The sequence below is a fragment of the Promicromonospora thailandica genome (assembly GCF_024171955.1).
Lineage (GTDB): Bacteria > Actinomycetota > Actinomycetes > Actinomycetales > Cellulomonadaceae > Promicromonospora > Promicromonospora thailandica.
The window spans coordinates 177,787-200,789 of sequence record NZ_JAMTCS010000011.1; the positions used below are offsets into that span (position 1 = coordinate 177,787).

Annotated in this window: 16 protein-coding genes; 11 read left to right on the forward strand and 5 right to left on the reverse strand. The window is 74.4% G+C overall.

The genetic code is table 11. The annotated features are described in order from the left end of the window. Positions 1 to 138: 138 nt before the first annotated feature. The 4 genes from glgB to APR03_RS18090 form a co-directional block, all read right to left on the reverse strand. On the reverse strand, positions 139 to 2,469 hold the full coding sequence (gene glgB, locus APR03_RS18075) for a 1,4-alpha-glucan branching protein GlgB (protein WP_253837807.1): 2,331 nt from the start codon (positions 2,467 to 2,469) through the stop codon (positions 139 to 141). Between the two features lie 56 nt (positions 2,470 to 2,525). Next, positions 2,526 to 3,962: a maltokinase N-terminal cap-like domain-containing protein gene (locus APR03_RS18080; protein ID WP_253837808.1), complete on the reverse strand. Its 1,437-nt coding sequence runs from the start codon at positions 3,960 to 3,962 to the stop codon at positions 2,526 to 2,528. Then, the gene (treS, locus tag APR03_RS18085) at positions 3,959 to 5,695 is read right to left on the reverse strand and encodes a maltose alpha-D-glucosyltransferase (protein ID WP_253837905.1); all 1,737 of its coding nucleotides are present in this window, start codon (positions 5,693 to 5,695) and stop codon (positions 3,959 to 3,961) included. The genes APR03_RS18080 and treS overlap by 4 nt, the downstream gene beginning before the upstream one ends. 134 nt (positions 5,696 to 5,829) lie before the next feature. Further along, entirely contained in the window at positions 5,830 to 7,935 is a 2,106-nt protein-coding gene (locus APR03_RS18090) for an alpha-1,4-glucan--maltose-1-phosphate maltosyltransferase (RefSeq protein WP_253837810.1), read from the reverse strand. Positions 7,936 to 8,068: 133 nt separating this feature from the next. On the opposite strand from APR03_RS18090, the gene glgP reads away from it, so the two are divergent. Together glgP and APR03_RS18100 are read left to right on the forward strand one after the other, a co-directional pair. Beyond that, entirely contained in the window at positions 8,069 to 10,651 is a 2,583-nt protein-coding gene (glgP, locus tag APR03_RS18095; RefSeq protein ID WP_253837812.1) for an alpha-glucan family phosphorylase, read from the forward strand. A 54-nt stretch (positions 10,652 to 10,705) separates the two neighbouring features. After that, a complete protein-coding gene (locus APR03_RS18100) occupies positions 10,706 to 10,903 on the forward strand; it encodes a ferredoxin (RefSeq protein ID WP_253837814.1) in 198 nt (65 codons plus the stop codon). Between the two features lie 134 nt (positions 10,904 to 11,037). Here APR03_RS18100 and APR03_RS18105 read toward each other — a convergent pair whose 3' ends face one another. Continuing rightward, on the reverse strand, positions 11,038 to 11,337 hold the full coding sequence (locus APR03_RS18105; RefSeq protein WP_253837816.1) for a DUF6725 family protein: 300 nt from the start codon (positions 11,335 to 11,337) through the stop codon (positions 11,038 to 11,040). 137 nt (positions 11,338 to 11,474) lie between these two features. On the opposite strand from APR03_RS18105, the gene fdxA reads away from it, so the two are divergent. The 9 genes from fdxA to APR03_RS18150 all read left to right on the forward strand — a co-directional run bounded on the left by fdxA (position 11,475) and on the right by APR03_RS18150 (position 22,974). Further along, positions 11,475 to 11,792, forward strand: coding sequence for a ferredoxin (gene fdxA / locus APR03_RS18110; RefSeq protein WP_253837817.1), 318 nt, complete (start codon positions 11,475 to 11,477; stop codon positions 11,790 to 11,792). A gap of 1 nt (position 11,793) precedes the next feature. After that, on the forward strand, positions 11,794 to 12,906 hold the full coding sequence (gene dapC, locus APR03_RS18115) for a succinyldiaminopimelate transaminase (protein ID WP_308216515.1): 1,113 nt from the start codon (positions 11,794 to 11,796) through the stop codon (positions 12,904 to 12,906). 115 nt (positions 12,907 to 13,021) lie between these two features. Continuing rightward, positions 13,022 to 14,329, forward strand: a complete 1,308-nt coding sequence (locus APR03_RS18120) for a citrate synthase (protein WP_253837819.1) — start codon at positions 13,022 to 13,024, stop codon at positions 14,327 to 14,329. Between the two features lie 158 nt (positions 14,330 to 14,487). Further along, positions 14,488 to 17,748 carry an FtsX-like permease family protein gene (locus APR03_RS18125; RefSeq protein WP_253837820.1) on the forward strand — a complete coding sequence of 1,087 codons (3,261 nt, stop codon included), beginning with the start codon at positions 14,488 to 14,490 and terminating at the stop codon, positions 17,746 to 17,748. Continuing rightward, positions 17,748 to 20,579, forward strand: coding sequence for an FtsX-like permease family protein (locus APR03_RS18130; protein WP_253837821.1), 2,832 nt, complete (start codon positions 17,748 to 17,750; stop codon positions 20,577 to 20,579). The genes APR03_RS18125 and APR03_RS18130 overlap by 1 nt, the downstream gene beginning before the upstream one ends. An 18-nt stretch (positions 20,580 to 20,597) precedes the next feature. Further along, complete coding sequence (locus tag APR03_RS18135) at positions 20,598 to 21,551, forward strand: ABC transporter ATP-binding protein (protein WP_253837822.1); 954 nt, start codon at positions 20,598 to 20,600, stop codon at positions 21,549 to 21,551. Next, positions 21,548 to 22,255 (forward strand): ABC transporter ATP-binding protein, encoded by a 708-nt coding sequence (locus APR03_RS18140; protein ID WP_253837823.1) that lies wholly within the window; start codon positions 21,548 to 21,550, stop codon positions 22,253 to 22,255. Before APR03_RS18135 ends, APR03_RS18140 begins: the two co-directional genes overlap by 4 nt. 147 nt (positions 22,256 to 22,402) lie before the next feature. Beyond that, positions 22,403 to 22,702, forward strand: coding sequence for a hypothetical protein (locus APR03_RS18145; RefSeq protein WP_253837829.1), 300 nt, complete (start codon positions 22,403 to 22,405; stop codon positions 22,700 to 22,702). 95 nt (positions 22,703 to 22,797) lie between these two features. Beyond that, entirely contained in the window at positions 22,798 to 22,974 is a 177-nt protein-coding gene (locus APR03_RS18150) for a hypothetical protein (protein WP_253837831.1), read from the forward strand. Positions 22,975 to 23,003 lie beyond the last annotated feature (29 nt).

Consider the following 23,003-nt stretch of genomic DNA (forward strand, 5'->3'; position numbering starts at 1 on the left):
GGTCTGGTGTTCGCGCCGAGATCTGGCGGTGCGCCACCAGATCTCGGCGCCGGCACCAGATCTCGCGGGCGGGATGCCAGATCTCGGCGCGCGTCGTCAGCGGCGCGGCACCAGATCTCCGCGGCGCGGCGCCAGAGCTCAGCGGGACGGGGTCAGGATCAGGGCGCCCAGCGGGGGGACCCGGATCTCCGCCGACCAGCGGCGGCCGTGGTGCGGCACCCGCTCGGTCTGGACGCGGCCCATGTTGCCGACGCCCGAGCCGCCGTAGACCGACGCGTCGGTGTTGAGCACCTCGAGCCACACCGGACCCTCGGCCGGCGGGACCACGTCGCCCAGCGGCGCCGGCGACTGCCGCACCGCCGTCTCGACCGGCTCCGCGGGCGGCAGCACCTCGACGGCGCCCGCGGCGGACGTCGGCTCAGGCCCCGCCTCCGGCGCCCGCGGCACGTCCGGCAGCGGCAGGCGGTACCCCTCGTGCGGCACGCCCGCGAAGTTCACGACCACCACCACCGGGTCGCCGGAGCGTGACCGGCGCACGTAGGCGAGCACGTTGTGGTCGGCGTCGTCGGCCGTGAGCCACTCGAAGCCCGCCGGGTCGAAGTCGAGCTCCCACAGCGCGGGCGTCGACCGGTAGAGCGCGTTGAGGTCGCGCACCACGTGCTGCACGCCCGCGTGACCGCCGTCGCCGAGCAGGTCCCAGCGCAGGCCCTCCGACTCGGCCCACTCGGTGTCCTGCGCGAACTCGCAGCCCATGAACAGCAGCTGCTTGCCGGGATGGGTCCACTGGTAGGCGAGGAACGCGCGCACGCCGGCGAGCTGCTGCCACCGGTCGCCCGGCATCTTGCGCAGCAGCGACCCCTTGCCGTGCACCACCTCGTCATGGCTGATGGGCAGCACGAACTGCTCGGTATAGGCGTACACCAGGGAGAACGTGAGCTCGCCGTGGTGGTAGCGCCGGTTGTACGGGTCCTCCGCCAGGTAGCGCAGGGTGTCGTTCATCCAGCCCATATTCCACTTCAGGCCGAACCCGAGCCCTCCGCTCGACGTCGGCCCGGTGACCTGGGGGAACGCCGTCGACTCCTCGGCGATCATCATGACGCCGGGCGTGCGCCGGTACGCGGTCGCGTTGGCCTCCTGCAGGAACGCGATGGCCTCCAGGTTCTCCCGCCCGCCGTGCACGTTGGGCGTCCACTCGCCCTCCTTGCGGGAGTAGTCGAGGTAGAGCATCGAGGCGACGGCGTCCACGCGCAGCGCGTCGGCGTGGAACTCCTCGAACCAGTAGGTGGCGTTCGCCACGAGGAAGTTGCGCACCTCGCGCCGGCCGAAGTCGAAGATCAGGGTGCCCCAGTCCTGCTGCTCGCCGCGGTGGGGGTCCGGGTGCTCGTACAGGGGACCGCCGTCGAACCGGGCCAGGGCGAACTCGTCGCGCGGGAAGTGCGCGGGCACCCAGTCGAGGATGACGCCGATGCCCGCCTGGTGCAGCCGGTCCACGAGGTACCGGAAGTCGTCGGGGGAGCCGAACCGCGACGTCGGCGCGTAGTAGCTGGTCACCTGGTAGCCCCACGACCCGCCGTAGGGGTGCTCCGCGACCGGCATGAGCTCGACGTGCGTGAAGCCCTGCTCGGTGACGTACTGCGCGAGCTGATCGGCCAGCTCGCGGTACCCGAGGCCGGGCCGCCACGAGCCGAGGTGCACCTCGTACACGCTCAGGGGCGCGGAGTGCGGGTCGGTGGCGGCCCGCGCGGTGAGCCACGCGTCGTCGTGCCACTCGTGGGTCGAGGCGGTCACGACGCTCGCCGTCGCGGGCGGCTGCTCGGTCGCCTTGGCGAGCGGGTCCGCCTTGGCGCGCCAGACGCCGTCGGCCCCCAGGATCTCGAACTTGTAGCGCAGCCCCGGGCCGACGTCCGGGACGAAGAGCTCCCACACGCCCGTCGAGCCGAGCGACCGCATGGGGTGCGTGCCGCCCCAGCCGTTGTGGTCGCCCACGAGCCGCACGCCCCGCGCGTTGGGCGCCCACACCGCGAACGCGACGCCCGCGATGTCGCCGGACTCGCTGGGGTAGGTGTGCAGGTTGGCGCCGAGCACCTGCCAGAGCTGCTCGTGCCGGCCCTCGCCGATGAGGTGGAGGTCCACCTCGCCGAGCGTGGGCAGGAAGCGGTACGGGTCGTCGGCGGTCCACGTCTCGGTGCCCGACCGCGTGCGGATGCGGTAGTCCGGGGCGTGCCGGGTCCCGTCCGGGCCCGGGGCGGCCGGCACCACGGCCGCCCACACGCCCGCGCCCTGGTGGGTCGCGGTCGTCTCGCCGTCCGCGGTCGTGACCACCACCTCGTCGGCCAGCGGCCGCAACGTGCGCACGACGGTCCACGGGCCGTCGAGCAGGTGCGGGCCGAGCACGGTGTGCGGGTCGTGGTGGGTCCCGGACGCGATGGCGGTCAGGACCTCGAGGTCGACGTCGGGCAGGTCTGCCATGGGGTTACCTTTCCATGGCACCGGCGTGGCGTGCGACACGTGCCCGGCACGGCCCGTCATGAGGCGAGCACCCGCTCGACGGCCGTCAGCGGGATGTGCATCCACGCAGGCCGGTGCCGGAACTCGTAGACCACCTCGTACAGGGCCTTGTCCACGGTCAGGGCGCGCAGCAGCAGCTCGGCCGTGGCGACGTCGAGCGTGTCGCCCACGGACTCCGAGCCCTGCCGGTAGCCCTCGAGGAAGGCGAGCTGGGCGTGCGACACCCAGTGCGGGTCGGTGGCGCTGCCGACGGCGCCCGCGTAGTCCAGCGAGCGCAGCATCCCGGCGACGTCGCGCAGCGGCAGGTCCGGCGCCGTGCGCTCGGCCACGGGCCGCTGCGGCTCGCCCTCGAAGTCGAGCACCTTCCACCCGTCGGGCGAGTGCAGCGCCTGGCCGAGGTGCAGGTCGCCGTGGATGGACTGCAGCCGCACCAGGCCCCCGGCGCGTTCGCCGGCGGCCGCCAGGCGGGCACTGACGGCGTCGTACAGCGCGGTGACGCCGGCCCGCTGCGGTGCCAGGTCCGGGACGTCGGCGAAGGCCTCGGCGGCACGGCGGCGCAGCACGCCCATGAAGCCCGCCGCCTCCAGGGTGGGCCCCGGCCCGAGGGCGTCGCGCAGCGCCGAGTGCAGGTGCGCCACGACGGCGCCGAGCTCGGCCGCCCGCTCGCCGAAGTCCTCGCCCCGGGCCGCGTAGGCGCAGGCGAGCTCGAACCCGTCGGTCGCGTCGTGCACGAGCTCGGAGAGCACGGCGAGGTGGGCGAGGACGTCGGGCCCCGCGTTCGTGCCCGTCGCCGTGCCCGGTGGTGCGGGCAGCGGCACCGCGCCCAGGAACCGCGGCACGCCGTCCCACCCGGCGCGGGTGAGGGCCTCCGGGATGACGACGTCGGGGTGCGGCCCCAGCGCGACCGTCCGCAGGATCTTGAGCATGCCGCCCCGGCCCGACGCGTGCGGCAGGGCGGGGAGCACCACCGACGTGTTGGACTGCTCCCCGGAGATCCGGCGCGCGTCCCGCAGCTCGGCGCAGTCCTCGGGCTCGCACGCCGCGGGCAGGGCGGCGGTGAAGTAGGCGTGCCAGGCCGCGGGGTGCACCCCGCCGTCGTGCACGGTCGCGGTGCCCGACGCCGTGGTGACGGTGCCGATGAGCCCCGCCGCCTCGGTGTCCGCGGTGTCGGCCTCGGGCTCGGCCGTGGGCGTCAGCACGAGCGGCACCTGGATCACGAGCGCGCCGTCGCCCGTCGCGAGGCCCGGCCCGGCGAGCCGCAGCAGCGCGACGACGACGTCGGCCACGCCGCCGAACGTGACCGTGAGCCAGGGCTCGTGCGTCACGCCCTCGGCGGGCACCGGGTACCAGCGTTGCTCGGGCAGCCATGTGTCGAGCAGCGCCAGCACCTCCGGGGGGAGGTGCGCGGCGCCCGGGGAGACGTGGACGGTGCGCGCCGGGCTCACACCGCTCACGCCTGCCCGTCCGGCCCGGTGGGTGCCGGCGGCGCCAGCACGAGCCAGTAGAAGTCGCGCGCGCCCCAGGTGATCGTGAGGATGCCGTCCTCGCCGACGCTCGGGAAGCCTGCCCCGCCGAACACGTCGGTCAGGGTCCAGCCCGCGTACCCGGGCAGCTTGATCGTGGACGAGCGCGCCGTGGCGGACAGGTTCGCCGCGACGAGCAGCGTCTCCTGCGCCGACGACCGGGTGAACGCGATGACCGACTCGTCGGCGCAGTCGAGCGCCGTGAAGTCGCCCGTGCCGAACGTGGGGTGCAGCCGCCGGAACGCCAGCATGTTGTGCATCCAGTGCAGCAGCGACGTGGGCTGGGCGAGCTGCGCCTCGACGTTGGTGTGCTGGTAGTGGTGCACCAGCGACTGGACCAGCGGCAGGTAGAGCTTGCCCGGGTCGGCGGTGGAGAAGCCGGCGTTGCGGTCCGGCGTCCACTGCATGGGGGTGCGCACGGCGTCCCGGTCGGGCAGCCAGATGTTGTCGCCCATGCCGATCTCGTCACCGTAGTAGAGGCACGGCGTGCCGGGCATGGACAGCAGCAGCGCGTTGGCCAGCTCGATCTCCTTGCGGGAGTTGTCGAGCAGCGGGGCGAGCCGCCGTCGGATGCCCACGTTCGCCCGCATGCGCGGGTCCGGGGCGTACCAGCCGTACATGCTGGCCCGCTCCTCGGTCGAGACCATCTCGAGCGTGAGCTCGTCGTGGTTGCGCAGGAACGTGCTCCACTGGCCCGCCGCGGGGATCGCCGGCGTGTCCGCGAGGATCTCCAGGAGCTGGCGCGCCCGCTGGTCCCGGATCGCGTAGAAGATGCGCGGCATCACCGGGAAGTGGAAGCACATGTGGCACTCGGGCTCGTCGTCCGTGCCGAAGTACTCCACCACGTCCTGCGGCCACTGGTTGGCCTCGGCCAGCATGATGCGGCCGGGGAACTCGGTGTCGATCATGCGCCGCACGGTGCGCAGGAAGCCGTGCGTCTCGGGCAGGTTCTCGCAGTTGGTGCCCTCGGCCTCGAACAGGTACGGCACGGCGTCGAGCCGGAACCCGTCCACGCCGAGCCGCAGCCAGAACCGGGCCACGTCGAGCATGGCCTCGACCACGTGCGGGTTCTCGAAGTTCAGGTCGGGCTGGTGGCTGAAGAACCGGTGCCAGAAGTACTGCCGCCGCACCGGGTCGAACGTCCAGTTCGACGTCTCGGTGTCGACGAAGATGATCCGCGCGCCCTCGTACCGCGTGGGGTCGTCGCCCCACACGTAGAAGTCGCCGTACGGCCCGTCGGGGTCGGCGCGCGACGCCTGGAACCAGGGGTGGGCGTCGCTGGTGTGGTTCATGACCAGGTCGATCACCACGCGGATGCCGCGCTCGTGCGCCGCGGCGATCAGGTCGCTGAAGTCCGCCATCGTGCCGAACTGCGGGGACACCGCCGTGAAGTCCGCGACGTCGTACCCGCCGTCGCGCAGCGGCGACGGGAAGAAGGGCGGCAGCCAGAGGCAGTCGACCCCCAGCCACTCGAGGTAGTCGAGGCGCTCCACGAGCCCGCGCAGGTCGCCCGACCCGCCGTCGCCCGAGTCGGAGAACGACCGGATCATGACCTCGTAGAAGACCGCCTTCTTGTACCACTCGGGGTCGTCGACCAGGCCCTTGCGCCGGGCGTCGAGCTGCGGCTGCCGGCGCGGCGGCAGCGCCTGGACGGGCACCGGCATGGACGGCGGGTTGGGCATCGTGGGGCGCTCGGGCTGCGGCCGCCCGGAGTGCGGCATGCCGGGCTGCGGCGTCCCGGGGGGCGCGCCCGGGCCCTCCGGCGGTCCGACGGCGGGGCCTCCCGGCCCGTACGTGGTCATGCGGGACCCACGTGGAGTACGTGGGCCACCCGGACCTGCGGGTCGAGCCGCACCCACGGGTGGGCGCCCCACCCGTAGGTCTCGCCCGAGAGCAGGTCGTGGGCCACGAAGAACGGGGCGCTGTCGTCGCCCTCGGGTGCACTGAGGCCGAGGGCGGAGAGGTCCAGGTGCACTACTGACTCCTGTGCGTTCCGGGGGTCCAGGTTCAGCACGACCACGATCACGTCGTCGTGCCGCGGGGCACGTCGATCGTTACCCCCTGCTCTCATGGTGCGGCCAGGGGACGTCGCTGTCGCGCGCGACGCGTGATCGGCCGAGATCCGGCGCGAGTACGCGACCACCTGGTCGTTCGTCGTGGGGTGCACGGTCAGGTTGCGCAGCTGCCGCAGCGCGGGGTGGGTGCGGCGGATCGCGTTCAGCTCGCCGAGCAGCAGGGCGATCCCGTGCTCGTCGGCCTTCGACCAGTCGCGGGGCCGGTACTCGTACTTCTCGTTGTCGATCTGCTCCTCGACGCCGGGCCGCGGCGTGCTCTCCACGAGCTCGTAGCCCGAGTAGATGCCCCAGGTGGGTGAACCGGTCGCGGCCAGCACGGCCCGCACCGCGAACGCCGCGACGCCGCCGTGGGTGAGGTAGGGCGGCAGGATGTCGTGGGTGGTGGGCCAGAAGGACGGGCGCAGCACGGAGCCCTGCGGCCCGCTGACCTCGGCCAGGTACTCCGCGACCTCCTCCTTGGTGGTGCGCCAGGTGAAGTACGTGTACGACTGGTGGAAGCCGATCCGGGCCAGCGTCAGCATCATCGCCGGCTTGGTGAACGCCTCCGACAGGAAGATGACCTCGGGGTTCGTCGCGTGCACCTCGGCGAGCAGCCACTCCCAGAAGTCGAGCGGCTTCGTGTGCGGGTTGTCGACGCGGAACAGCGTCACGCCCCGGTCGATCCACGTGCGGATCACGTCCAGCACCGCCTCGTACAGGCCCTCGGGGTCCGTGTCGAAGCTGAGCGGGTAGATGTCCTGGTACTTCTTGGGCGGGTTCTCCGCGTACGCGATCGACCCGTCCGCCCGCACCACGAACCACTCGGGGTGCTCGGTCACCCACGGGTGGTCGGGCGAGCACTGCAGCGCGATGTCGAGCGCCACCTCCAGGCCCTCGGCGCGGGCCGCGGCGACGAAGTCCCGGAAGTCGGCCTCCGTGCCCAGGTCGGGGTGGATCGCGTCGTGCCCGCCGTCCGCCGAGCCGATCGCGTACGGGCTGCCCGGGTCTCCGGGGGCGGCCTCGAGCGTGTTGTTGCGCCCCTTGCGGAACGTCGTGCCGATGGGGGAGACCGGCGTCAGGTAGACGACGTCGAACCCCATCGCCGCGATGCCCGGCAGACGCTTCGCCGCGGTGGCGAACGTGCCCGACACCCACGTGCCGTCCTCCTTCTGGTACGCGCCCTCCGAGCGGGGGAACATCTCGTACCAGGACCCGGCCAGGGCGAGCTGCCGCGACACCCGCAGCGGGTAGGCGTCCGACGCCGAGACCAGCTCGCGCAGGGGCGCCCGCCGCAGCGCGTCGACGACCTCGGGCGACGTCGCCGCCGCGAACCGCGCCGGGGCCGGCCGCGAGTCGTCCGCCAGGGCGCGCCGCGCCGCCGTCAGCGCCCGCGCGTCCCGCGCCGTCCGGCCCCCGGCCACGAGCGCGTCGCCCGGGACCCGGCCGCAGATCCGGTCGAACAGGCGCACGCCCTCGGCGAGCATGAGCTCGGTGTCGATCCCCGCCGGGATCTTGATCCCCGCGTCGTGCACCCAGGTGGCGTACGGGTCCGACCACGCCTCCACCCGGAAGGTCCAGTCGCCCTCCGCGTCGGGCTGCAGCTCGCCGCGGAACCGGTCGAGACCGGGCGCCACGTCCGTCATGGGGGCCCAGGAGTGGTCGGTCCCGTCCGGGGCGACCAGCACCGCCGTCGCGGACACGGCGTCGTGGCCCTCGCGGAACACCGTCGCCTCGACCGGGACCACCTCACCGACCACCGCCTTCGCAGGCCAGCGACCCCCCTCCACCACGGGGGCGACCTCGAGGACAGGGATGCGGCCGATCCGGCCGGGACGCGTGTGCGGGCTCACGCGGCCACGCTATCGACGGTTCCGGGTGACTCGCCTGCGGGGCGCGCCGAGGTCTCGTGAACGTCGTCGGACGGGGAGGTGAAGCCCTCCGCAACAGGTGTGCTCGCCCCGCCATGTGCGTAGTGTTCTGCCGGTGAGAGCGATCCGCAGATTCACCGTCCGCACGGTCCTGCCCGAGCAGCTCGCGCCGCTCGACGAGCTGGCCCAGAACCTCCGCTGGTCCTGGCACGCGCCCACCCGCGAGCTGTTCGCGAGCATCGATCCCGACCTCTGGTCGGGCGTCGGAGGCGACCCCGTGGCGCTGCTCGCGGCGCTCGGCTCCGAGCGGCTGGAGGCGCTCGCGGCCTCCGAGGAGTTCACGGGCCGGGTCCGCGCCGCGTCCGAGGACCTGCACCACTACCTGCGGGACCCGCAGTGGTACCAGCGGCAGACGTCCGCCTCCGGCGCGGAGCTGCCGCGCGCCGTCGCCTACTTCTCGCCCGAGTTCGGCATCACCTCGGTGCTGCCGCAGTACTCCGGCGGCCTCGGCATCCTGGCGGGCGACCACCTCAAGAGCGCCTCCGACATGGGCGTACCCATCGTGGGCGTGGGCCTGCTGTACGGCGCCGGGTACTTCCGGCAGTCGCTCACGCGCGACGCCTGGCAGGTCGAGACCTACCCGCTGCTCGACCCGGACGGGCTGCCGCTGGCGGTGCTGCGCGAGGAGGACGGCACGCCCGCCGTCGTCTCGCTCGCGCTGCCCGGGGGCCGCACGCTGCACGCGCACGTGTGGGTCGCCGCCGTCGGCCGCGTGCCGCTGCTGCTGCTCGACTCGAACGTGCCGGAGAACGACGAGGCGGCCCGCAAGGTGACCGACCGCCTCTACGGGGGCGGGGGCGAGCACCGCCTGCAGCAGGAGCTGCTGCTCGGCGTCGGCGGTGTGCGCGCGCTGCGGGCCTGGTCGCGCCTCACCGGGGCGCCGGAGCCCGAGGTCTACCACACCAACGAGGGGCACGCGGGGTTCCTGGGCGTGGAGCGCATCCGCGAGCTCGTCGCCTCGGGCCTGACCGTCGCCGAGGCGCACGAGGCGGTCCGCGCGGCCACGGTGTTCACCACGCACACGCCGGTGCCCGCCGGCATCGACCGGTTCCCGAAGGAGCTGGTCAGCGCCTACTTCGGCGGCGACAACGCCATGGCGGGCGTGCCGCTGGAGAGCGTCCTGGCCCTGGGCTCGGAGGACTACGACGGCGGCGACCCCACCGTGTTCAACATGGCGGTCATGGGCCTGCGCCTGGGCGGCCGGGCGAACGGCGTCTCGCTGCTGCACGGCCAGGTCTCCCGCGAGATGTTCGAGGGTCTGTGGCCCGGGTTCGACGCGCGCGAGGTGCCGATCACCTCGGTCACCAACGGCGTGCACTCGCCCACCTGGGTCGCGCCCCGGCTGGCCGCCGTCGAGGCCGAGCGCCTCGGGCTCGACGAGATCACCGCCCCCGACGCCTCGGCCGGCTGGCTCGACGCGAGCCGCGTGCCGGACGCCGAGCTCTGGGACCTGCGCAACGAGATGCGCGGCGAGCTCGTGGCCGAGGCCCGGCGGCGCGTGCGCACGTCGTGGCGCGAGCGCGGCGCGTCGCCCGCCGAGCTCGGCTGGGTCGACGACGTGCTGTCGCCCGACGTGCTCACCATCGGCTTCGCGCGGCGTGTGCCCACCTACAAGCGGCTCACCCTGATGCTGCGCGACCCCGAGCGGCTCAAGGCGCTCCTGCTGCACCCCGAACGGCCCGTGCAGCTCGTGGTCGCCGGCAAGTCGCACCCCGCCGACGACTCCGGCAAGCGGCTCATCCAGCAGCTCGTCCGGTTCGCGGACGACCCCGAGGTGCGCCACCGCATCGTGTTCCTGCCGAACTACGACATCGGCATGGCGCAGTCCCTGTACCCCGGCTGCGACGTGTGGCTGAACAACCCGCTGCGCCCCCTGGAGGCGTCGGGCACCTCGGGCATGAAGAGTGCCCTCAACGGCGGCCTGAACCTCTCCATCGAGGACGGCTGGTGGGCCGAGTGGTACGACGGCGAGAACGGCTGGGGTATCCCCACCGCCGACGGCGTCGAGGACACCGACCGCCGCGACGACCTCGAGGCCGCCGCGCTGTACGACCTCATCGAGTCCCAGGTGGCGCCCACCTTCTACGAGCGCACCGACGGCGTGCCCGGCCGCTGGCTGGAGATGGTGCGGCACACCCTGGCGACCCTCGGCCCGAAGGTGCAGGCCACGCGCATGGTCTCGGAGTACGTGCACGGGCTGTACGCCCCGGCGGCCGAGGCGGGCCGGGCGCTCGCCGAGGACCAGTTCGCCGCGGCCAAGGGCCTCGCGGGCTGGAAGGCGCACGTGCGCGGTGCCTGGCCGCAGGTGCGCGTGGACCACGTGGAGTCGGCGGGCATCGGCGAGGCCGTGCAGGTCGGCGACCGGCTCACGGTGCGGGCCTACGTGTCGCTCGGGGCCCTCTCGCCCGACGACGTGGACGTGCAGGTGGTGCACGGCCGCGTGACGGAGGCCGACGTGATCGACGAGTTCACGGCCGAGCCGCTCACCCTCGCCGAGTCGTACGAGGCCGGGCGGCACGCGTTCGGCGGCGAGGTCGAGCTGGAGACGTCGGGCCCGTTCGGCTACACGGTGCGCATCGTGCCGCGGCACCCGCACCTGACGAGCGTCGCGGAGCTGGGGCTGGTCGCCAACGCCTGACGGCGTGGCCGGGCCGCGGTCGGCGGCCCGGCCCGGCCGTGAAAGAGTGCACCCATGATGATCAACGTGGACCGGGACGCCTGCTGCGGCTCCGGCCAGTGCGCGCTGGTCGCGCCCGCAGTCTTCGGTCAGGACGAGAACGACCTGGTCGTGCTGCTCGACGCCCGCCCCGGCCCGGAGCACGACCGGGCCGTGCAGGAGGCCGTGAGCATGTGCCCCACCGGGGTCATCTGGGTGGACCAGAACGCCTGACGGGGCCTTGGCTTCGGTCAGTTGCCCGGTGTCGGGACTCGACGTCGGTCACTTGCCTTGAGATCGGTCGATCAGAGGACCGATCTCAAGGCAAGGGACCGACGTCGATCCGCTTTGCGGGCAAGCGACCGACGTCAGGTCGTGCCCGGGCGTCGTACCGGCCGCGGGGGGACCGGCTTGGCGGCCTGGATCTCGGCGGCCGGGACGGTGACGTCAGCGGGGTCACCGCGTCCGGGCACCGGGTCGGTCCGCAGCCGCAGGCCGGCGTCGGACACCTCGGTCACGAAGCCGATCACGTCGGTCCAGCGGTGCGCCGTAGCGCCGTCGGACACCACGGGGCCGTCCGGCGCGAGCCGACGGCGCACGACCACCCGCGTGCCCGGGCGGAGGGCGCGCCAGGCGCCGGGTTCGGCGGGTGGTGTAGCGAATGTCACGTCGGTTCTCTTTCCGCTGCGTGAGACCGGTCGGGATCTGCGGCTCTCCCGGGAGATACTAGGATCGCGCGGCAGGGCCCTGTGCGGCCCGCGCCGTGCCTGCCCCCCCAGTCCGGAAGTGGAAGGACACCCTCGAAGTGACCTACGTGATCGCTCAGCCGTGCGTCGACGTCAAGGACCGGGCGTGCATCGAGGAGTGTCCCGTGGACTGCATCTACGAGGGCAACCGCTCCCTCTACATCCACCCGGACGAGTGCGTCGACTGCGGCGCGTGCGAGCCGGTCTGCCCGGTCGAGGCCATCTACTACGAGGACGACGTCCCCGACGAGTGGAAGGACTACTACCGCGCGAACGTCGAGTTCTTCGACGACCTGGGCTCGCCCGGCGGCGCCGCGAAGATGGGCGTCATCGAGAAGGACGACCCGATGATCGCGGCCCTTCCGCCCCAGGCCTGACGTGGGTCTGCACGACCTCTCCGACCTGCCCTACCCCTGGGACTCGATCGCCGGCATCACGGCGACCGCGAGGGCCCACCCGGGCGGTCTGATCGATCTCTCCATGGGTACGCCCGTGGACCCGACGCCCGAGGTCGTGCGGCAGGCCCTGGAGGCGGCCTCGGACGCCCCGGGCTACCCCATGACGGCGGGCACGCCCGCCCTGCGCCAGGCGGTGGCCGCCTGGTTCGCCCGACGCCGCGGCGTGCCGGACCTCGACCCCGCGGCCGTGCTGCCGACGATCGGCTCGAAGGAGCTCGTCGGGCTGCTGCCCTCCCTGCTGCACCTGGGCCTCGGAGACGTGGTGGTGCACCCGTCCGTCGCCTACCCGACGTACGTGGCCGGTGCCCGCGCGGCCGGCGCGACGCCGCTCGCCACCGACGACGTCGCCGACTGGGCGGGCCGCGACGACGTCCGCATGGTGTGGGTCAACTCACCCGGCAACCCGACGGGCCGGGTGCTCGACGTCGCGGACCTGCGCGCCGTGGTGGAGGCCGCCCGCGCGATCGGCGCCGTGGTGGTCTCCGACGAGTGCTACGCGGAGCTGGCGTGGGAGGTGCCGGGGGGCGACGTGCCCTCCGTGCTGGACCCCCGGGTGAGCGGCGGCTCGCACGAGAACCTGCTCGTGGCGTACTCGCTGTCGAAGCAGTCGAGCCTCGCGGGCTACCGGGCGGCGTTCCTGGCGGGGGACCCGGCACTGATCGCGGACCTCACGCAGACCCGCAAGCACCTCGGCCTCATCGTGCCGGCCCCGGTGCAGGCGGCGATGACGGCCGCGCTGTCGGACGACGAGCACGTGGCGGTGATCCGTGCCACGTACGGCGCGCGGCGCGGGGCGCTGGCCGCCGCCGTCCGCGAGGCCGGCTTCGTGGTAGACGGGTCGGAGGCCGGCCTGTACCTGTGGGTGGCCGCCCCGGACGGCCGATCCGGCCGCCAGGTCGCACAATGGTTCGCGGAGCGCGGCGTCCTCACCGCGCCCGGCCACCTGTACGGCGACGACCGGCACACGCGCGTGGCGCTGACCTCGTCTGACGGTCAGATTGCCGATGCTGTGTCGCGCCTCACAGTTGCTTGACCGACGGATTGGAAAAACTAGAGCTGGGCGCGATACTGTCGTGCCCCAGGTCGACGCTGCCCCGTCAGCTTTCTTTCGCCGCAGCGTCCCTCGTGCGCCCTCCAGGAAGGAAGACATGACCTCCACACCGGTGGACGGCTCGAGCCGCGTCGAGCTCGCCGTCGACGGAACCACCCACACCCTGCCTGTCGTCGCCGCGAGCGAGGGCAACGACGGCATCGTGGTGTCGTCCCTGCTCAAGGACACGGGCCTGGTCACGGTCGATCCGGGCTTCATGAACACGGCGTCGTGCGAGTCGTCGATCACCTACATCGACGGCGACGCCGGCATCCTGCGCTACCGCGGGTACCCCATCGACCAGCTGGCCTCGGGCTCGACCTTCCTCGAGGTGGCCTACCTCCTCATCTACGGCGAGCTGCCGAACGCGGCCGAGCTGGACTCCTTCACCGAGCGCGTGAACCGGCACACGCTGGTCCACGAGGACTTCCGCACGTTCATGGGCACGTTCCCGCGCAACGCCCACCCGATGGCGGTGCTCGCCTCGGCGGTGAACGCGCTGTCCACGTTCTACCCGGAGTCGCTCGACCCGGCGGACGACGAGCAGGTCGACCTGGCCACCGTGCTGCTGCTCGCCAAGACCCGCACCATCACGTCCTACCTGCACCGGCGCCGCGTGGGCGAGCCGCTGCTGTACCCGGACTACTCGCGCGGCTACGTCGACGACTTCCTGCGCATGACGTTCGCGACGCCGTACGAGGCCTACGAGGCCGACCCGGTGGTCGTGGACGCGCTGGAGAAGCTGCTGGTGCTGCACGCCGACCACGAGCAGAACTGCTCCACCTCGACGGTTCGCGTGGTCGGCTCCTCGAACGCGACGCTGTACGCGTCGGTGGCCGCGGGCGTCAACGCCCTGTCGGGTCCCGCGCACGGCGGCGCCAACGAGGCCGTGCTGACCATGCTGGAGAAGATCCGCTCGGGCGGCGAGACCGTCGAGACCTTCATGAACAAGGTCAAGAACAAGCAGGACGGCGTGCGTCTGATGGGCTTCGGGCACCGGGTGTACAAGTCCTACGACCCGCGCGCCGCCATCGTGAAGAAGTCGGCCGACGAGGTGCTCGACAAGCTGGGCGCCAAGGACGAGCTGCTCGACATCGCCCGCGGGCTCGAGGAGATCGCCCTCTCGGACGACTACTTCGTGGAGCGCAAGCTCTACCCGAACGTCGACTTCTACACGGGCCTCATCTACAAGGCCATGGGCTTCGAGCCGGCCATGTTCACGCCCCTGTTCGCGCTGGGCCGCATGCCCGGCTGGATCGCCCAGTGGCGCGAGATGATCAAGGACCCGCAGACCAAGATCGGCCGTCCGCGCCAGGTCTACACGGGCGCCACGGAGCGCCCGTACGTCCCGGTCGCCTCGCGCTGACCGGGCACGCTCCGAGAACGACCTGAGGTACCGGATCCACCCGGATCCGGTACCTCAGGTCGTTCTCGACGTCCGCTCTGGCGCGGCGTGATGCGATCGTTGCCTCGGGCGGTGCCTGTTTCGTCGTCCGTGTCACATACGGCGGCTACCTTGACCCCGTGAGCCGAGTCACCCTCCTTGCCCGCCGGTCGACGGCGCACCGTGGGCTGCTCGCGCTCGTGTGGCTGCTCGTCGCGGTGCTGACGGGCGCGCTCGGGGTGACGGTCGGCTGGACCCAGGTCGCGGCCACGGCCGGCACCCGCGACGGACTGACCTCCGCCGAGCCCGCCGAGCGGGCCGTGCAGCTCGCGACCCGCGTCGCGGACGGCGCCGACGCGGAGCAGCAGGACGCACGTGTGCGGCAGGCGCTCGCCGGGCTGCTCGAGGGCGTGCCGCACCGGGTCACGTACGACCTGCGCACGGAGCCGCGGTACACCCGCGGCGCCGACGGCGAGGACCTGGGCCGCTGGTCGCTGGCCGTGCTGCCGGCGGGTTCGCGCGCCGAGGCGCTGGCGGGGGGCGGTGCCGAGGGCGTCACCCTGGCCGACGGCGCCTGGCCCGCCGCCGCGGACGAGGCGGCGGTGCAGGCCGACGCCGCCCAGGCCGCCGGGCTCGGCGTCGGCGACACGCTGCGCGTCAGCGTGGACCCCGACGCACCGGGCACGACCGGCGCGGTCGTGACCGTGACGGCCACCTGGCGAGTCACCGACCCGGACGACGCCGTCTGGCTCGGCGACCCCACCGCGCTGACCGGCACGGACGGCTCCTCGCCCGGCCCCGTGGTCGTCAGCCAGGACGTGCTCGACGTCCTGGACACCGACCCGTTCGCGCGCTGGACCGTGGTGCCCGACGTCGCCGCGCTCACCCCGGCGCACCTGCCCGCCCTCGCGGCGCTCGCCGGTGAGGTCGAGCGGATGCTCGGCGAGGACGCCGACGTCGCGCCGCGCGGGCTGACCGTCGCGGGCAGCCTGTCGGACACCGCCGCCGACCTGGCGGAGGCCCTGCGCGCCGGGGACGCCGTGGCCCTCGTGCCGCTGTGCCTCCTGGCCCTCGTCGGCCTGGTCGCGCTCGTGCAGGTGGCGCGGCTCCTGGCGGCGACCCGGGAGGGGGAGGTCGCGCTGCTGGTCTCGCGCGGCGCCGCACCCGGCACGGTCACGGCAGCGGCCGCCGTCGAGGGCGCGCTGCTGGCAGTGACCGCCGCCGCGGCAGGTGCTGCGGGCGCCTGGGCGGCCCTGGGCCTCGTGGTCCGGGCCGAGGCGGGCGCGGCCGTCGCGCCGCTGTCGCCCGTGGCCGTCGCCCTCGCGGTGGCCGTGGCCGCCACGACGACGCTCGTGCTGGTCGCCGCCCTGCAGGCGCACGCGGCGGTCCGGCGGCAGGTGACCGACCGTTCGGGCCGGGTACGCCAGGTGGCCGCGCTCGGCACCGTCGTGCTCACCGTCGCGGCCGCCGTGGTGAGCGCGGCCCAGCTCCTGCGGTACGGCTCACCGCTGGTGACGACACCCGGCGGGACGAGCACCGACCCGGCGGCCGCCGCGGCGCCCGCCCTGGTCCTGGCCGCGCTCGCCGTGCTCGCGATGGCGGTGCTCGGCCCGGCCACGCGGCTGTGGGCGGGGCTCGCCGGCCGGGCCCGCGGGGTGGTGGGGCCGCTCGCGGCACGGCAGGTGGCTCGCCGGATCGTCGTGTACGTGGTGCCGGTGGTGCTCCTCGTGCTCGCGGGCGGGGCGGCGAGCCTGGCCGGCGGGTACGCGGGGACGGCCGAACGCCTGCGCGCCGACGTCGACGTGCTCGCGGTCGGCACGGACGTGCGCGTCACCGCGCCCGAGGCCGGCCGGCTCGACCCCGCGCCCTACCTGCCGGGCTCCGGCGGACCCGGGGACGACGCCGTCGCCGCGGCCCCCGCGCTGGCGGCCACCGCCTACGCCGACGGCCTCCCGGTCACGCTCCTCGCGCTGCCCGCCGCGTCCGTGCCCCAGGTCGTGCGCGCGCCGTCCCGGGTGCTCGGCCTCGGCGTGCTCGCGGAGGACCTCGCGACGGACGCGTTCGCCGCAGCTCCCGCGCTGCCCGACGCACCCGCGGAGGTCACCCTCGCCCTGAGCGGCACCATCCGCCCCACCACCGACGTCATGCCGTGGCCCGGGGCGTCCGAGCACGAGATCGACGCGTCGCTCCTGCTCGCCACCGCGGACGGCACGCTCGCGCAGGTGCCGTTCGGGCAGCTCACCGAGGGCGACGGCACGGGCGACACCCTCGGCGCCGAGCGGACCACGCACGAGCTCTCCGGCCAGGTCCCGCCGCCGCCCGCGGGCCAGGAGTGGCGGGTCGCCGCGCTGGACCTGGACACCCGCCCCGGCTGGGCGCCCGCCGAGATCGAGCTGACCGTCGACGGCCTGACCGCGGGCGGGCAGGAGCTCGACGGCGCCGCGTGGACGCTGTCGGAGACCCTCGACGGGCCCGCCGGGCTGGAGCTCGGCGCGGACGCACCGGCCGGGACGGCCGAGCTGACCATGTCCTTCCCGGGCGGGGCGACCGGCGCCAGCCGCCTGCGGCTGCTGAGCACGCCCGACACCGACCCGGTACCGCTGCTCGCCTCGACATCGCTCACCGGCGAGCTCGGCGTCGCGCCGGGGGACACGTTCGAGCTGACCCTCGGCGGCACGCACCTGCCCGTGGAGGCCGTGGCGTCGGCGGGCACCGTGCCCGGCGCGCTCGACCCGTACGCCGCCCTGCTGGACCGCGGCGCCCTCGCGGCGGTGCTGGTGCGCGAGGTGAGCGACCCGGTGCTGACGAGCGAGGTCTGGCTCGCCGCCGGCCCGCCCGGGGCAGCGGCGGACACGGCCACCACGGCCCGGCTCGCCCAGGAGGTAGCCGCCACGGCCGAGGCCGACGCGACCACGAGCCGCGAGCGACCCGGCGTCGCGACGCCCGGCAGCGGGACGGCGGACGCCGCGGTCCCGGTCCGCGTCTCCTTCTGGCTCGCCGCCGCCGGCGCGACGGTCCTGGCGCTCGCGGGCGTCCTCGCGGTGGCCGTCGCGACCCTGCGCGAGCGCCGCGGCGAGGTCGCCGTGCTGCGTGCCGTCGGGCTCGGCCCGGTCGCGCAGGGTCGGGCCCGGGCCGCCGAGCTGGTCGCCGTCGGCCTCGTGGCGCTCGCCGTGGGCGCCGTCGCGGGGTGGGCCGTGGCCCGCTTCACCGCGGGCGGGCTGGCAGCCGCGACGCTCACGGGCGTGGACGCCGCGCCGCCCGCGCGCTTCGTCCTGGAGGCGACCGGGACCGGGCTGGTGCTGGCGGCGGCCGTGGCCGGGCTCGTGCTCGTCGCGACCGGGGTGGGCGCGCGCGTGGCCGCGCAGGCCCGCGACACCACCTACCGCGAGGAGGTCCGCTGATGGGCGCCCTGTCCGGCCTGGGGCTGCTCGCCCGGCGTCAGCTCCGCACCTCGTGGGGGGCGACCGCGGCCCTCGGTGTCATCGCGTTCCTCGTGGCCGGGGTGCTCTCGACGGCGCCGCGCGCGGTCTCCGCGATGCACGCCGACCAGGTGGCGTACGAGACCGCGGAGGCGTCGGGTCCGGCGCGCGACGTCGTCTCCGTGATCGGCGCCGTGCCCGGCCAACCCGCGGGCGGGATGTTCTACGACCCGGGCCGGGCCGGCACCGGCGTACCCGACGAGCCCGACTGGGCGCCCTTCGTGGCCAACCTGGACACCGTGCGCGTCGAGACGCCCGAGCCGCTGCGCTCGGCCATGGGCGCCCCGATGTTCCACGTGACGTCGACCGACCACGGCTACACCGACCCCGTACCGAGCTCGCAGCTGAGCGAGGCCAAGGTCTTCCTCCGCGCCGCCACGGACCTCGACCGGCACGCGGAGCTCGTGGAAGGCCGCTGGCCGGAGCCCACGGCGGAACCGGTCTCCGGGGGCGAGGACGCGTCGTTCGCCCAGCCCGCACGGCCGGCCCCGCCGTTCGAGGTGGCGGTCTCGCGGGCCGTCGCGGACACCTACGGCTGGGAGCTCGGCGGGCGGTACGACACGCTCACCGGGTCGGGCGTGGTCGCGCTGGGCGACCGGTACCCGTCCCTGGTGGTGACGGGCATCTTCGAGACCGGCGACCCCGACGCCGACTACTGGCTGCACCATGCCCTCGCGGCGCGCGCCTCCGTGATCGCCGACCCCAACCGCGGGCTGCTCGGCACGGCCGCCGTCTACGTCGACCCCGCCATGATCACGCCGCTCACGCTCGGCATGGCCGAGACCCGGGTCTGGTACCCGGTGGACACCGGCGACGTGACCGCCTCGGCCGTGCCGCAGCTCCTGGCCCAGATCAAGGGCCAGTCCGCCCAGACCTTCCTCGTGGCCGCCGGGCCGGACGACCCGGCGCCGCTCCAGATGCGCCCCGCCAGCCGCCTGACCGAGATCCTGGAGCGCCTGCTCGCGCAGCGCACCGGGGTGGACGCGATCGTCGCCGTCCTCGCCGTGGGGCCCCTGGGTGCCACGCTCGTGGTGCTGGCCCTGGGCGCGCGGCTGGTCGTGGACCGGCGGCGGGCGGTGCTCGCGCTGCTCCGCGCCCGCGGCGCCTCCGGGGTACAGCTGCGTCTGCTCATGGGCGGCGAGGGCCTCGTGGTCGGGCTGGGCTCCGCCGCGCTCGGGTTCGCCGCCGGCGTCGCCCTCACCGCGGCGACGGGGGTGCATGCCCCCGTGAGCGCCGGCCAGGTGGCCCTCGCGCTCGCCGCGGGTCTGGCCCCGGCGGCCGCCCTCGCTCTCGCGACTTCGCCCGCCGGGCTGCGGCCCACCCGGGCGGACCTCGCGCCGCGCTCGCGCAGCCGCGTGCGGTGGGTGCTGGAGCTGCTCGTCGTCGCGGCCGCGGTGCTCGCCACCTGGCTGCTGCTGTCCCGCGGGGTCGTCGCCGGGGCGGGCGCGGGGTCCGGCGTCGACCCGCTGGTCGCCGCGGCTCCGCTGCTGGTCTCCTTGGCGCTCACCCTGCTCGCCGTGCGCGCCTATCCCTGGATCGCCCTGGCCGTCGAGCGCGCTCTCGCGCCGCGCCGGGACCTGGTTCCCTTCCTGGGTGCCGCCCGCGCGACCCGCGACCCGGCGGGTGGGCCCGTGCCCGCGGTCGCGCTCGTGCTGGCCGTCGCGGTCGCCGCGACGTCGGTGGTGCTGTACTCCACGGTCTCGGGCGGCGTGGTCCGTGAGGCGTGGCGTGCCACCGGCGCCGACCTGCGGGTGTCGGGACCCGTCATCGACGAGGCGGCCGCCGGGCAGCTCGCCGGCATCGACGGCGTCGACGCGGTCACGCCCGTGGCCGACGCCGGCGACGCCGTGCTGCAGGCCGCCGGATCCGCGCCGCGGGCGCACCTGTACACGGTGGACGCCGGCGGGCTCGCCCGGGTGCAGCGTGGCGTGGCGGGTGCGCCCGAGACGCTCGGGTCCCTGACGGCCGAGGGCCCCGACGGCGCCCTGCCCGTCATCCTCACCCGGGGCGCCGCCGCGCCGGGCGTCGCCCCCGGCAGCACCGGGCTCACCCTGGCGACCGGGAGCGGCACCGTGCCCGTCACCGTGGTCGACGTCGTCGACGAGCTGCCCGGCCTGCCCGCCGGACGCGCGCTCGTGCTCGCCGACACCGCGCTCCTGGAGCAGGCGACCGGGGAGACCTCCTGGGCGCGGCTCGCGCTGGTCGGCCTGACCGGCGACGCCGACCGGTCGGCCGTGCGCGGCGAGGTGGCCAGGCTGCTGCCGACGTCGGCGGTCGAGGACCCGGACCAGCAGGCCGACGCCGTGCTCGCGGCCCCGGTCTCCGGCGGGCTCGTGGTCGCCTTCGTGCTGGCCGTGGTGCTCGCCGCCCTGCTGTGCGCCGTCGCCGTCGTCATGACGCTCATGCTCGCCGCCCCCGCGCGGGCCCGGCTGCTCGCCGTGCTGCAGACCCTCGGCCTGTCCCCGCGGCAGGGCCGGGGGCTCGTGGGCTGGGAGATCGGGCCGTGGGCCGGGATCGCGCTGCTGGTGGGCGCGGTGCTCGGGGTGGTCGTGCCGTCGCTCGTGCTGACGGCGGTGGACGTGACGGCCCTGACCGGCGGGACCGTCCAGCCGGACCCGGCGTACGACCCGCTCCTGCTCGGGGCCGCCACGGCGGGCTTCGTGGTGGCGGTGCTCGCGGCGGTCGGTGTGGCGGCCGCGCTGAGCCGTCGCGGTGAGGTGGCCGCACAGCTGCGGATGGGGAGCAATGACTGAACCGAGGAGGCACACGCGATGAGCACGACCATCGAGCTCACGGACGGCGGCACGCCCGCGTCGTCCGGTCCGGCGGGCGGCGGCGAGATCCGCTGCGGCGACCTGGTGCGCATCTTCGCCACGGACGGCGTGGAGGTGCAGGCCCTGCAGGGCCTCACGCTGACCGTCGACCCGGGCGAGATCGTGGCCGTGGTCGGCGCGTCCGGCTCCGGCAAGTCCACGCTGCTGACCATCCTGTCCGGCCTCGACACCCCGACGGGCGGGTCCGCGGTGGTGGCCGGGACGGACCTGCTCACCATGGGCCCGGCCGAACGCGTGCGGTACCAGCGCTCGACCGTCGGATTCGTGTGGCAGCAGACGTCCCGCAACCTGCTGCCGTACCTCACGGCGAGCGAGAACGTGCGGCTGCCGCTCGAGCTCGCCGGCACGCTGCCGCGGCGGGAGCGCGCCCGTCGCGTGCAGGACCTGCTCGACCTCCTGGAGGTGGGCCACGCGGCCGGACGCCGGCCGGGCGAGATGTCCGGCGGCGAGCAGCAGCGGACCGCGATCGCGGTGGCCGTCGCGAACGACCCGCGCGTGCTGCTCGCGGACGAGCCGACGGGCGAGCTCGACGAGGCGACGTCCGTCGAGGTCCTGGAGGCGCTGCGCGGCGTGAACCGGGAGACGGGGGTGACCACGCTGATCGTGACCCACGACCCGACCGTGTCCGAGCACGTCGCACGCACCGTCCAGATCCGGGACGGCCGTACCTCCACGGAGACGCTGCGGCGCACGGAGCTGGACGAGCACGGCGCCGAGCGGCACGTCGCCGAGGAGTTCGCGGTGGTCGACCGGGTGGGCCGCCTGCAGCTCCCGCAGGAGTTCGTGCACGCGCTCGACCTGCGCGACCGGGTGCGCCTCGCCCTGGAACCGGACCACGTGGGCGTGTGGCCCGCGGCGCCGGGACGCACCCCGACCGAGGAGGACCGATGACCGCGACCGCGGGGACCCGGACGCCCACCGTGCTGCGCGCGCAGGGCCTCACCCGGGTGTTCGGCACGGGTGCCGGCGAGGTGCACGCCCTGACCGATGCGTCGCTGCAGGTGGCGGCCGGCGAGCTGCTCGTGGTGCGCGGGCCGTCCGGCTCGGGCAAGACCACGCTGCTGAACCTGCTGGGTGGGCTGGACCGGCCCACGGCGGGCAGCGTGTGGCTCGGCGACGCCGAGCTGACGGCGCTGGGAGAGAAGGCGGTGCTCGCCGCGCGTCGCGACCGGATCGGCTATGTGTTCCAGTCGTTCGGGCTCGTGCCCGTGCTCTCGGCGGCGGAGAACGTCGAGGTGCCGCTCCGGCTGCGGCGTACGGCGCCGGCCGAGCGGGCGCGCCGAGTCGCGGACGCGCTGGAGGCCGTGGGCCTCACGGGGCACGCGCGGCAGCGTCCGTACGAGCTCTCCGGCGGTCAGCAGCAGCGGGTGGGGATCGCGCGGGCGCTCGTGGCCGACCCCGAGGTGCTGCTCGCGGACGAGCCCACCGGCCAGCTCGACTCCGGCACCGCGGCGGTGGTCATGGACCTGCTGGCCCGTGTGGTGCACGAGCGCGGCGTGGCCGCCGTCGTCTCCACGCACGACCCCGAGCTGATGGCCCGGGCGGACCGGGTGGTGGAGCTGCGCGACGGTCGGGTGGTGCGTGGCGAAGCATGACTCTTTCGAAGTGTGAACTTTAACTAGGCGCCTCAAACAGGGGCGAGTGTGCTACTTTTGTCCTGATTTGCCACCTGTCTGGGGTGGCGACCTCGGATGTCATGACCGACTCACTACGGGAGTGGTATGAAGAGCATGCGAGCAATCATGAGCGGCAGCGTCGCGACCGTCGCGGCATTGGGGCTGCTGCTGGGCACGGCGGCGCCAGCAAGCGCGGCTACCGGGTTCCGGTCGTGCTCGGCCAGCCAGGTCATCAAGACCACGTCGGTGAACAAGGGCATCGCCAGCCACAAGTTGGAGGGTGGTGGCCGTCAGCAACTTGCCTTGACCCCGGACGCCGGCTCCACGTACAAGACGTACAACATCTACTGGGAAGGCTGGCGCGCGGCGACCTGGACGATCACGGGAACCGTGTCGGCGGCGGGCGCATCTTGCGTCTCTTCCTGACCCGGCTCGGGGGAGCGCTCCTCGTGGTTCTCGTTCTCGCCGCGTGTGGCGCGCTGAGAACGGAGCCGCGGGGGGTGCCGTCCTCCGTGCCGCACATGACGGCCGGGCTCGACCCCGCGATGGTCGGAGTGCGCGACTGCCTCATCGACCGGGGCTGGGAGGTGACCACCCGGGAAGGCGTCATCTACGGCCCGATCCTTCCCTCGGGTGAGATGGCCGCCTACGAGAAGGATCAGGACGAGTGTGCCGAAGCCGCAGGGCTGATCGAGTGAACTGACCGGCTCGGTCGACCGGCGACAGC

Coding starts and splice junctions, on each gene's coding strand:
- treS (WP_253837905.1), bottom strand. CDS start 5,695: ATGCCGGTGCCCGTCCAGGCGCTGCCGCCGCGCCGGCAGCCGCAGCTC.
- APR03_RS18130 (WP_253837821.1), top strand. CDS start 17,748: ATGGGCGCCCTGTCCGGCCTGGGGCTGCTCGCCCGGCGTCAGCTCCGC.
- APR03_RS18120 (WP_253837819.1), top strand. CDS start 13,022: ATGACCTCCACACCGGTGGACGGCTCGAGCCGCGTCGAGCTCGCCGTC.
- APR03_RS18140 (WP_253837823.1), top strand. CDS start 21,548: ATGACCGCGACCGCGGGGACCCGGACGCCCACCGTGCTGCGCGCGCAG.
- APR03_RS18135 (WP_253837822.1), top strand. CDS start 20,598: ATGAGCACGACCATCGAGCTCACGGACGGCGGCACGCCCGCGTCGTCC.
- APR03_RS18100 (WP_253837814.1), top strand. CDS start 10,706: ATGATGATCAACGTGGACCGGGACGCCTGCTGCGGCTCCGGCCAGTGC.
- glgB (WP_253837807.1), bottom strand. CDS start 2,469: ATGGCAGACCTGCCCGACGTCGACCTCGAGGTCCTGACCGCCATCGCG.
- APR03_RS18145 (WP_253837829.1), top strand. CDS start 22,403: ATGAGCGGCAGCGTCGCGACCGTCGCGGCATTGGGGCTGCTGCTGGGC.
- APR03_RS18150 (WP_253837831.1), top strand. CDS start 22,798: ATGACGGCCGGGCTCGACCCCGCGATGGTCGGAGTGCGCGACTGCCTC.